Origin of the sequence: Mesorhizobium silamurunense (genome assembly GCF_014843825.1) — a bacterium.
Classification (GTDB): Bacteria; Pseudomonadota; Alphaproteobacteria; order Rhizobiales; family Rhizobiaceae; genus Mesorhizobium; species Mesorhizobium silamurunense.
The window spans coordinates 77,037-88,438 of record NZ_JHQR01000061.1 but is presented as its reverse complement, the minus strand read 5'-3'; the positions used below and the strand labels follow the sequence as shown (position 1 = coordinate 88,438).

10 protein-coding genes and 1 pseudogene are annotated in these 11,402 nt (G+C 58.4%); 1 reads left to right on the top strand and 10 read right to left on the bottom strand.

The window, feature by feature from the left end:
• On the top strand, positions 1-1,188 hold a 1,188-nt coding region (locus DH10_RS07095; protein ID WP_281423811.1), incomplete at its 5' end, for an NEL-type E3 ubiquitin ligase domain-containing protein.
• A gap of 714 nt (positions 1,189-1,902) precedes the next feature.
• Here DH10_RS07095 and DH10_RS07090 read toward each other — a convergent pair.
• From DH10_RS07090 to DH10_RS07045, 10 genes and pseudogenes are all read right to left on the bottom strand, one after another.
• On the bottom strand, positions 1,903-2,736 hold the full coding sequence (locus DH10_RS07090) for a host specificity protein (RefSeq protein WP_246505991.1): 834 nt from the start codon (positions 2,734-2,736) through the stop codon (positions 1,903-1,905).
• A 705-nt stretch (positions 2,737-3,441) separates the two neighbouring features.
• Positions 3,442-3,578, bottom strand: a pseudogene (locus DH10_RS38130) (ATP-binding protein); the annotation flags it as partial.
• Between the two features lie 10 nt (positions 3,579-3,588).
• Entirely contained in the window at positions 3,589-3,948 is a 360-nt protein-coding gene (locus DH10_RS07080; RefSeq protein WP_192246853.1) for a hypothetical protein, read from the bottom strand.
• 76 nt (positions 3,949-4,024) lie between these two features.
• Positions 4,025-4,330 (bottom strand): hypothetical protein, encoded by a 306-nt coding sequence (locus tag DH10_RS07075; protein ID WP_192246851.1) that lies wholly within the window; start codon positions 4,328-4,330, stop codon positions 4,025-4,027.
• A 203-nt stretch (positions 4,331-4,533) separates the two neighbouring features.
• Positions 4,534-6,540: a type VI secretion system Vgr family protein gene (locus DH10_RS07070; protein WP_192384557.1), complete on the bottom strand. Its 2,007-nt coding sequence runs from the start codon at positions 6,538-6,540 to the stop codon at positions 4,534-4,536.
• 239 nt (positions 6,541-6,779) lie between these two features.
• Positions 6,780-7,226: a hypothetical protein gene (locus DH10_RS07065; RefSeq protein ID WP_192246847.1), complete on the bottom strand. Its 447-nt coding sequence runs from the start codon at positions 7,224-7,226 to the stop codon at positions 6,780-6,782.
• Positions 7,227-7,280: 54 nt separating this feature from the next.
• The gene (tssG, locus tag DH10_RS07060; protein ID WP_192246845.1) at positions 7,281-8,330 is read right to left on the bottom strand and encodes a type VI secretion system baseplate subunit TssG; all 1,050 of its coding nucleotides are present in this window, start codon (positions 8,328-8,330) and stop codon (positions 7,281-7,283) included.
• Complete coding sequence (gene tssF, locus DH10_RS07055) at positions 8,294-10,126, bottom strand: type VI secretion system baseplate subunit TssF (RefSeq protein ID WP_246506020.1); 1,833 nt, start codon at positions 10,124-10,126, stop codon at positions 8,294-8,296. The genes tssG and tssF overlap by 37 nt, the downstream gene beginning before the upstream one ends.
• A 53-nt stretch (positions 10,127-10,179) precedes the next feature.
• Positions 10,180-10,680, bottom strand: a complete 501-nt coding sequence (gene tssE, locus DH10_RS07050) for a type VI secretion system baseplate subunit TssE (RefSeq protein ID WP_192246841.1) — start codon at positions 10,678-10,680, stop codon at positions 10,180-10,182.
• Positions 10,681-10,766: 86 nt separating this feature from the next.
• On the bottom strand, positions 10,767-11,300 hold the full coding sequence (locus DH10_RS07045; protein ID WP_192246839.1) for a type VI secretion system tube protein Hcp: 534 nt from the start codon (positions 11,298-11,300) through the stop codon (positions 10,767-10,769).
• Between the last annotated feature and the right edge of the window lie 102 nt (positions 11,301-11,402).

Genomic DNA, 11,402 nt, shown 5'->3' with positions numbered 1-11,402 from the left:
GCGCTCTACGCCAACGGCAACCAGCTGACTAGCCTGCCCGCGAGCCTCCCGGCGCGGCTCCGGCGGCTTGATGCCAACGGCAACCGACTGACCAGCCTGCCCGAGCACCTCCCGGCCGAGCTCCAGTGGCTCGACGTCTGCAACAACCGGCTGACCAGCCTGCCGGAGACCCTGCTGACGCAGCTAAACTCTGAGTGCAGGGTTTTTCTAGATGCTAACCCGTTGCCCGAGAGGGTGCGCAGGAACGTGGCGACAGCCCTGTATGCCGCGGACTATCCCGGCCCGCAGGTCTTCTTCTCAATGGACGAGGAAGCGGAGCAAGGTCCTCTGCGGCCCCTGCACGAGGCGGTGGCGGACTGGCTCGTCGACGATCCGCAAGGGGGGCGCGCCTGGCAGGGCTTCGCCGGTGAAGAGGGCGCCCAAGAGTACGCGCGCTTTCTCGACAGACTGCGGCACACCGTGAGTTTTGGCAATGCCGAATTCCGACAGGCGGTGGTCGAGGATCTGCGGCAAGCGGCGGCCAGGCCGCGATTGCGCGAGCTATACTTCGCGCTGGCCTTTAGGGCGAGCGAGACCTGCCAGGATCGGATCACCCTCACGTGGAACAGCATGCAGACTGCCCGGCTGGTCGCCGATGTCGAGGACGGGGCCTATGACCGGCGCCTTGATGAGCTGGTCGGGCAAGCCCGTGTCATGTTCCGGCTGGATGCGCTCGAGCGCATCGCACGGAAGAAGGTCAGCACGCTCCGCTTCGTAGACGAGATCGAGGTCTATCTCGCCTATCAGGTCAAGCTGCGCGAGCGGCTGGAAATGCCGCTCATTGCCCCCGATATGCGCTTCTTCGGCGTCTCCTGGGTCACTGAGGACGACCTAACCGCGGCCGAGGAGCAGGTGCGGCAGGAGGAGGCCGCAGGCTTTGCCGCCTACCTGGCCACAAAATGGGAGCCTTGGGAGAAGGTGGTGAGCCGCATTGCCCCCGAGGCCTATGGGGCCATGCAGGATCGGCTCATCGCGGCGATGGGTGACGAATTCCGGAGCAGCCTGGACCAGCGTCTCGCCGCTGAGAATCTGACCGGCAACGACGATGCGGAGCGGGAATTCGGGAAGCTGGTCAGCGACGAGCTCGCCAGCAAGATCAAGGGCGAACTGATGCGTCAAGTGCTGCAGGAGGAGGGCCTCGAGCTGTGAAGCAGAACATCAGAGTCTCACAGATTGTGGCAGTATACCGAGCGGAAAGCACGCGAAGCGCCGACGCTCCAGCTGCCGCAGTAGAGGTCACGATCAATATCAGTTTTGGGATGAGCTGTTCCGAACGCGGACCGCTGCGACCCGCCGGGTCGGGCCCGGGTCGTCAGCGCAGTTACGTCGGATTTTGATCCGAATGACTGGCCGCCGGAAGCCGAGCCATCGTCGTCTGCAAGGTTCGGTCGTCATACATCTACAGCGGGGTTGCGCGCTTAGGCTGAACGCTGGGGCGGCTCTCGCCGAGGCCTTGCTGGAAGGCGCGTATCCTCCCTCCCATCCGCGCATTTTACCGTCTGACCATATTCGATGCGGGCTTAAGCACGGACATTTGTCGCACGGTAGTCCGAGGTTCCCCAATCGTTGGAGGCCATCTCCAGCATACTGCAACGGCAGATAAAACGCGGCGCTCTAAAAGACAGGCCGCGATGCGCAAGGCCCCCTCGGCTCGGCTCTGGCGCCCCGAGGACGACCTTAGATTGGGCTTTCGCTGCGCCTCCCCCCCATTACTCTGCTACCCGCCACGCAGGTCGAGCCCGCAGAGAAGCGAGATAAACGGAGACAGTCATCAGGTCTGGATACGAAAAGCGCTTTAACGCGACGAAACCCAAGGCCGGGACAGGGGGTGCGACCATTCCCGTTTAGCGCATCTCCGTTGTGTCATTTGATTGCCAGTCTATTCATATAGCGCTCCAAGTACCAGGCCGGATCATCATCAGACGAATCATCCTCGTCATTTGCTTCACTCGAATACGAATCAACACTTTCGTCACTCTCACTTTCGTCACTCTTAGAAAGGTAAAGGCCAGGTTTGCCTGCCCTCTGCCATTCACCGTTGCTATTCTTCGTCCATTTGTCGGGATGCTGCGTCGGATCAAGGACCCACCGATCTTGGCCCACATCAACAAAACCCATCTGCTGCAGACGGTCTTCCATGTCTGGCAACGCCGGGCGTGACATGATCAACGGCCGTTCACCGTCGAGTCGAAGTTGATGTTCGAGCAGAATATCGCCCGCGTTCTCGACAAGTGGATGTGTAACGCGAAGGTCTACAATGGATGTGATGTGTTTTCGCCCGGGAAATCGATCCCGCCACTGCTCCCGTTCAATGTTAAATCCACCTTCTGTTCTCAAAAGCCCAGCGCATGTTTCGCCTAAATCATAGCTAAAATAGCGCGCCTTTGGGCTATCCTGGTCGGTGCTACCGTAGAGCCTGGCGAGTGTTGCCGTTCGCTCGGCCTTGGAGGACACAAAAGGGGAGTACTCTTGTGGATTGTCTGCGATGTGCTTGATTTCATCGCTGTAGAAGTCCCTCATTTTTTTGGCGAATGAAGACTTATCGAGCTCCTCGATAGGAGGTTGGGAAGCGAGCGAATACGGCCGTGTCGGCGCTAGAGACGAGCTAGCACGGGGATCACGTGTTTGTGCCCCGGTCAAGTTCTCGATCCATCGCCCTGTTTCCGGGCGGAGCAACGGCCGTCTTGTGTTGTCCATTTTGATCTCTTCGGGTGGCAAAAAGCAAACATGGGTATACTGGCCAGCCGCGCGTCTCCGTCATGCATATTTCATATGTTGCCATATCGGGGCTTTGTCACGCTATCTCAGGTTGGACGGACCGCGGATGGCGATACCAGGCGAGGGCTAAGGGTTACAGCCAATTGTTGGGGCCTCTATGCGGTGCGGTGTCTCGACATCGGGCATGACAGCCGTTCACCACCCCATAGGAGCGCAGCATGTCGGTGATGGATGCGCTTTCGTGCCAAGCCCTGTTTCTTGCAACCTGCTTTGGCAAACGGTATGCAGTTGCAGCCGAGAGTCACCCGCATTCTCAACAAGTTTTTTGCGACACTGCATGGATCGCAAGCATGCAATGCGGTTGCTACGCCAAGGCGCGGAGCTGATTCCCCGGCCACCGCGCCTCGTCTCTACGACCATGCCACTCGGCAGGCGCTCGTGGTTTATGGCAGGCATCCGATCGGGTTTGTGGAAAGCGCCTGAGCGCGCTGATCCATTTTCCGTCTGTCTCCATGCACAACACTCCGTCCAAAGCTTTTTCGCATGATCAGCCCAAGGTGGGCCGGATCGGGTGTGCGCATTTTGGCAAAAGCCGGACGGGGGTTCCGCTAATTCCCGGACAGTCGTTTCGCTAATGCCGGGACAGTTTGGCGGCGTCGGTCCTTGGGTGCCTTGTTGCGTTCGTGGATGATTGATTTCGCCGTTTTCGGCGCCGGTCAAGAGGGGCGCGGCCTTTGCTTTCGCATGCTGTCGCCCTGAAGCGCGATGCGGTGGGCGTTGTGAACGATCCTGTCGAGAATGGCGTCGGCGACGGTAGGGTCCTCGAATGTTTCATGATGCACCTCTCCTTGATCGCCTGATCCGCTGCAGGCGGCTTTGCAGTTGATCGATCTGGTCGCTGGAAAGGCTGATCTGCCAAGGCTGGCCTTTCGTGCTTTGCCGACCGCTGATAAGTCCCTGGGCGAGGTAATCGAAGATGGTTTGAGCCGTCACGCCGATTGCAGCGGCAGCGCCCTGTACAGAGTAGGTCCCATCAGGCCAGCGTGTCGGATTGGCTGCGACACCGTTAATCTTGGCTGTCGGGATTCCCCAGCGGTGGCGCAGAAGCCAGACGTTCTCGTAGGTGAATGGTCTGCCTCGGGCTGAACGAATGCCCTCGTCGTTCAATTTTTTGGCGATTTGCCTGTCCATATCGCCCGCAGCATTGAGTTGCGTAACCCGCTCACGCACAAGGTCGAGTTCGCCATACTAGGCCAACGAACAGACGTTATGGCTTTGCGGCAAGTCCGAGCTGAACGCGCTTCGAATGTAGGATTGCCTTGAGAACATCGATCCCGAACTTCAGGCTTTCCGCTTCAGACTCTATCGAAATACCTGTCGTCACAGTGCCTTTGGCTTCGTTGAGCGAGACCTCCTCTAGATCGTTAAACCACTGCTGGTCTCTTGCTTCCTGAAATTTGGATAGTGCCTCAATCGCCACCCAAAGGGCCGATTGAACTGCAATTAGGGCAGCAGCGAGTTTTTTGTCGTCCGCGCCGGATATGGAAACAACAGGTCCGCCTTTCTTGTTCACGATTTAGTTTCCCTTGCTGAGATGGAACATCGACCGAACGGGCCTTCTGATCGCTGCCGCGCCTACATGCCGGTCGCAAAAAACGGGGGCGCTGACGGCTCGACAGAGGGATTCGCGCCCGTTGCTTTGCTTGCTAGCCGTCTAGGAAAGATGCGTTTCGTTCCGCACGGAACTCGCTCAGGGCAAAATCGATCACTATCGCATTATTCGGAATCAATCTTCGCCAGCCCAGACGTGGCCAGAGCCGCCACCAGCGCAGGAGTGGGAGGACCCGGTGTGGGCGGTGGCATCGACATGATGCTACCGGGGCGGAAGGGCGTTGCCATCATGCCGATCGTCGTACCGAAGATGGCGATGCCCTTAGAGCTTATTTCGATGGCCTGAGGGCCGGCTGGGCCCATCACTGAAAGGCGAATCTTGTTAGGTGTCACCTCGATACTGCTACCAAACGCCGCCAGGGCCGAGGCTGAAGTGAGGAGGTATTTCTTTTTGACGTCGATGGCATAATTATTCCCGACCTTTACGTTGTGGTCCTTCTGCGCTTTGAGAAAGACCTCCTCACTGCCTTGCCTGTCCTCGAATCGCAGCTCATTGTAATCCGCAATTGTGCCTCGATCGGTGTGCGTTCGGAAGGTGGAGCGGGTCTTGTTAGCCGGTAGGTTTTCGGGAGGCAAGTTGGACCCGTTGTAAACGACCCCGGTTACGTAGGGACGGTCAGGGTCGCCGTGGACGAAATCCACCATAACCTCTTGGCCGATCCTTGGAGTTAGGAGGCAGCCGAAGCCCTTGCCAGCCCAGTTCTGCGCTACCCTGATCCAGCAGGAGCTATTTTCGTCCTTGTTGCCCTCGCGGTCCCAGAAGAACTGGACTTTGATGCGGCCGTACTGGTCCGTCGTGATTGTCTCGCCCGGCGGGCCCACGACCACCGCTGTCTGCGGTCCTTTGATTAGCGGCACCTGTGTGCGGCGCGGAGAGCGATACTGTGTGCTCGCAGAGATGATCTCCACTGTGCTGTGATAGAGCAAGCACTCGACGTTTTGGTCGGTGGTCACCGCTTCCGTTGGACGGTCTCCCACTTCTCCTAAAACCGTGAAGTCATTCGCGATTGCGAGAAAGCGCTGGGTAGCCCTCGGGCGCGTACCCACATCGCCGTAGTAAAAGGGGTTTGCAGCCTTGAAGATCAATCCCGTTTGGATCTGGCGAGCTGTAGTTTCAATACGCGCCCGATAGGCGTTGCAAGCAAGCTCTTCCGCTCGGATAGTGGCGTAGAAGTCGCCATCCCTTTTCGCCTTGTAGCCTCCGGGATAGATGAATGTCTCCTGTATGGCTGAGAAAAAGTCCGCAGGCGCCGTCTCCAACGCCGCGCCAGCGGCGCCAGAAAGACGGGTGCCGGCGCCCACGGCGCTCTTTCCGGGAGGAATGTCGCCGATCCGAACGGAGGGAGTGCGCGCTACCGCGCTAAGCTCTGCCATTGGCCTCTCATGATCGTAGTCCTTTAGAACGACCTTGTTCGACTGCAGTGACACGGCCTCGCTCCAGTGCAAGATGACGTCATCTCGATGGAGATTTCGGGCGGGCCTGAGATTGTGGTGGGTCTCCACAGCCTCTGGCTTGCATGTCTCGTGGCTCGAAAGGTCGTCGACGAGCACCAGATCGTGTCGATTCTCCCCATGTTCAAAATAGTAGTAGAGGCCGTCCTGTTCCATTAGGCGGCTGACGAAGGTCAAATCTGTCTCGTCGTACTGCACGCAAAACGTGCGGTTCGGAAACCGCCCGATTGTCCGATTCTTGAAATTGCCTTTGTGCTCCTGAAAAATTTTGGAGATGATCTCGATGCTGGTCTTATTTTGAAAGATACGGCTGTTGGTGCGATAATCGAGCAGGGAAAGCCAAGGCCGCAACTCGGCTGCATAGTTGAGGTGCTCCGTGTCGTCCAGGCCAAGATACTCAAACCGAGTGATGACGCCATTGAAGAAGCGCGTTCCCGCGTCCTTCAGCTTCAAGCCGACCGTCAAGAATTGGCCGGGAATGTTAGCGAAGTTCTGAACTGGATTGGGTGTGGCGAGTTTCACCTCATAGCGAAAGGGTTCCCCCAGCCGTTCGGTGCCTTTTAGCCGTCGAAGAATGATCTCGTTCGGCTGGAATGCGGCCGAGGTAACTGCAGCAAATCGATTGTGCCTCAAGAGATTTTCAATTGTAGACTGGACCATGGGGGATTTCCGCGGTTGACTGAAAGAGCGCCGTAGTACTTTTCTACTTGGCTTTAGAGACGCGGCCGGAACGCCGGCAACAAAAAACTATGGACGGCGCAATGCCTGGCATCGATGATGAGTCTGCCGATCGAGCGCACCCGCCGCTGCGGCTCGATTGAGTTTGCTTGGTAGTTCGAACGGGCGCCGAGGTTGTTCCGGCAGCATCCTGATACCCTCATCGAACGGGCCATCTCGCGTCAGAGAGAAACGTCAGGCCGGCTGACGGCGAGTTGATTGCGCGTGGCCTCCAGCGGGCTCACCACTTGGTACGGCAGCCGGACAGCGGAAATATACCTTGCAACAACGCAAACTTGGGACGCTTTGCTCAAATACCGGTGGCCCTCCAATGTCGGGGTCTTGAGGCGCATATTGGTGACGGCCCGCTGCTCATCCGGCTCCGCCACATCGACGGGCTGGAGGTGCCTTCTCGGCGTCAATGCCTTGTCGACGGTCACGTGGCGCGCGATGATGCCTTGGTCAATGCCGAAGCTGGATGAAATCTTCCACAGATCGGGCTGGCCAGTGCCCCTGAGCTCGTGTTGAATCGGCTCAACAAAAATACTATCGCGGAAGTTGCGGAATGCTGCCGCAGTCTTGAATGTAGTATCATTGCAAAGTACATCGGGATAGGTAGTAATATTCATGCGGCTCACTCTAACCGACTTCCTTAAACTTCGGAAACTTGGAGACAGCGGCCGCTAGGCGGCACGCTCGATCGGCGCTGTAGTCAGGTCGTCGGCATCGCGTCGCGTCTTGCGCTGGCCCATCCAGCTGGTCCAGCCGAGCTTACCGCTATGTCCCAACCTGAGTTCCGGCACTTCTTCGTGTCGTAGGATCAGATTGACCTCCCAGTCCAGTTCATCTCCTAGGTAATTGCGGATGATCGTGGCCAAGGTCTCAAGGTCGGAGGTCCCCGGCAGAAGCCGCTGGTAATCAGCCAAGCCGAGCGGGCCGATAATGACGCGGAAGCGATGATGGTAGACTTTGATCCTGTCGCCAATTGCGGCTGTGCTGCCAAGTGCGCCAGTGCCTGCGTGGCGGCCGAGGAGGCAGAGCGCGTCGGGTGGCGACTGAACCCATTTGGGGACAAATTCACGGATTTCGACCGGCGCGACAAAGAAGCTGTTGAGGATAGCGACGAGTCCTTCAGCATTGCGCGTGTGCGAGGCAAGACGGCCTGTGAAGTGAAATTTCGCCAGATCGGGCATGGCGTCCCGGCCATGCAAAGACGTCATGCCAAAACCGGCGAGGGAGCCGAGCTGGAGGGCAAAGCGATCTACTTGTGGCCTGTCGTAGCTGACGGTCGGTTCGCTCTCCGCCCAGGCACGGAAGAAGAGCGAGGCTAGTCGATGATGAAAGATATCGGCAAACCGAACCAGCGTCTCGTCGGCGGCATTGCGCTGCCGAAAAAGGGCGTACTCCGTCAAATGCAAAGGCAGCGGACCGTTGGGCCCGAACAGGCCAAAGGCGTAGGTGGAAATACTGGCGGGATGGTTCTCTCCAGCCTCAGCTACCCAAGCGATAGACCGGGTCGGAAAGGCCAGCGCCGGCTGCTGTCCAATCCGCACCCGATCCAAGCCCGGGCGGCTCGATTCACCAAGCCTGGGGCGATCTGAGCAGATTGCGTCGACGACCCTCATAGCCTGAAAGAAATCATAGGCATGCGGCTCGGCCGCTACTGCGCTCAGAAACTGTGCGAGAGGGTCCGGCATCAGAGGATCGCCCGGCGACCAATCATTGACGGCCATCGCATCACTTTGCCGCGTTGCAACGTCGAGACGACCATCTCGGTGAAGCTGTTGATTGAGACATATTTGGCGAAGAACTGGTTGAGGACGGAGGCGAGGGGAAAAATGCCAACGCCTTCGAAAGCCGCTTCATCCAGGACGACGCTGATTTCGATTCCACGAGCGACCGAAGCTTGTCCCCCGCCTGGCAGCCGCCGCTCTATCGGTCGCGACTGGACTTCTCGTATTCCCTCGATCTGCCGCGACCCGAAAGTATCGTCCGGATCGACGTACAGGCCCAAGAGTTCTCGCAGCGCCTCTGCGCCGCCATGGCCGTCATTGTCGGAATTCGTGATCGAGAGATAATTCACCGATAGATGGCTGATCAGCTTCCACGCGACGTCGCCGGTGGCGAAGGAATGACGCGGCCTGGTCGGCAACGACAGACACCTTGTGACCGCGACCGGAGCTCCGATTTCGAGAGTGAAGTCTGTCTCTTTATGACCGATCGGCAGTAGCAGCGGCAGATGCCTGTTCGAGCAAAGGCATCGCACCGACAACTGCCGGGGATTCACCGAATTGGCAGCCGCCCGGCGCTCGACAAGTGAGATGAAGGTCTCGGTGCCTCCATAGTCAGTGCCGGCGCCGTTTAAGCGCTGGTCCTGCGACTGCAGGCGACGCTCTCGCCGGACTGTGTAATAGCTGGAGTGCTGCTCCTCCCGTCCATGGGCGCTGATGCTGTAGAATGGGAAAAACTGAACGCGGGCCGCTTCGCGGCTCTCTCCTTCGCCGCTCATCTCGATAATGGACTGAACCTCGAAGTCGAGCGGCCTCATTCGATCTACCACCAGATGATGCTCGTAGTTCTTATCGCTCAAGTGAATGCGATCCGCCTGGCGTTCGAAAAGATTGATAGCCGGCGTCGCGAACAGGGCGATGTTCTGAATTCCGAGGTGACGTTCCAACCGTGGCTCGGCACGGTTGAGGACGAATATGATCTCAAGGCTCTCTGTCGTCGACAGCGCCACGGCGTTGGCTAGCCCTGCGAGCTCGATGAACAAGGCTCGCTCTGCAAGGGCGAAATATTCTTGCAGCAGACGATACCCGTCGAAGGAGCGGGGAACCTCAGGCAGGAGAGCGAAATCGGGCTCCAGACAACACTGCTGCAACTGGCCGAGCGGGATTGTCTCCTGCCAGGGGGGAGGCAGGCTGGCGGGCCGCGCGACAATGGCGCAGGCATCGCCGATAAGCTGTTCGGCGACTGCCGAACCGATGCCATCAGGGCCGGCTAGGTAGAGTGTTAGCGCCCTCAGCGTGAGGTTTTTGAACGGCATCCCATTGGTTGTCCGAAGGCGCAGTCGCAGCGCGGCCTTCGCGTCTTGCCGCAGCGGAAGATTCAGGGCCGAAATTTGCGCCGGTGTCGTGTAGTAGTCTACAGCACTCACCGCGATCGGCCAGAGGTGGACATCGTGAGCCGTACGGAACTCGCAATGGGTAATCGCATCCGAAGCGAGTTGGCCCAGCAGCTTGGTTCCGCGCGGCACCACATATCCTTGCTCAAGCCGTCCGGCCAGCGGATCAGGCCCGAATTGGACGATTGTCATCGACGGGATGGGCGCCAGAAAATGGGGGTAGACCAATTCCAGGAGATGCTGCGTGAAATCTGGGAAACGAGCCTGCAGCTTCAACTGGACCCGCGCGGCCAGGAAGGCAAAACCTTCCAGCAGCCTCTCAACATATGGGTCGGCGGCCTCGGCTGCTTCCATTCCGAGTCGGCGGGCGACCTTTGGGAATGTGCGGGCAAACTCAGCTCCCATATCCCGCATATATGCAAGCTCATCATTGTATAGCCGCAGGAGCCTCGGGTCCATCAGCTTATCTCTGCGTCTAGACTGGTAACGCGGACCATCTTGCGTTCTCGATCAAGCTCGGTTCGGATCACAATGCGCAACGGCACGGGCTGCGCTAAGAGGTCGGCTTCGACCCTAAAGCCAAGAGAGCCGTCGGCGTGAGTGAGGGCCGTCACCTTGACACTGTTGGCAAGCAGCCGAGGTTCAAAAAGTTGCAAGCTGCCGGCGATCTCCCGTCCTAAGGCGGCAGTGTCGAGGCCATCGACGAGGTGCCCGGCAAAGGGCCGGATACCGTAGTTGAGCGTGCTGGATGCCACATGGGGGTAGGATTGGAGGTCTACGGTTGCGGCCAACTGGTTTGCGTTGAACAGCCATGACACGTCGCGCAGGATTAGTGCTTGTACTTGGCGCAGCGAAAGGCTGGATAATTTCGATGATTCGGACGCACTGCGCGGCTCGTCATCCGTGAGCCGGTCGAGAAGGGATGGCTGGATCAGGTTCCACTTAGCAGTGACAACCATGTTCAATCTCCAAATCCGCAGCGACGATCCGGGACCGAATGCGTGCCGAGCGGCCAGAACGCACGCGGTCGCGGATCTGCAAGCTGTCAGGCGACGAGCTTATTGAAGTCAGTACTGTTGGCGATTTGGTTCCAGATACCCTCACCAGCCTTGGTAAGAGAACCTTTGTCGTCCTGCCCGTAGTAGATGATCTTGCAGGCGCCAAATCGGAAGGTAATCGTCTCCTCCGGAGCTTCTTCGGCAAAGGACCACTCGACCTTCTCGATCGCAAGCATATTAAAGGACCAGTGTAAGAACAGGTTCGAAGCGGCAGTCGCGAGCCCTGCACCCGTCGATTTGAACAGCTTCAGGTCGACGCCGTTGAAATGGGCGCCGCGGCCACATGCCACGTACAGGGAAGCAGAGGCGTTATCCACCTGCTTCTTGATGGTGAAGACTTCGAACTCGGCCTTACCTGACCCGGCGCCAGCGGTGTGAGGGCCGATGTTGAGCTTGTTTTCCAATGAGAAACTCCACTGGTCGCCGAGCGTGATACCGTCCTTCAGGATAATGGATTCGCCCTTCGGCTGGATGCCGTCCTTGGACGCTTGCGTGAAACTCATGACTGCATCGAATGCCATGCTAAATCTCCTCTATCTGGCTGTTTCGGATCGACGGCCGGAATGGTCCCGAACCCGTGTGGTATTGGAGGCGTGCCTCCACTTGTGATGGCAGCACAAAGG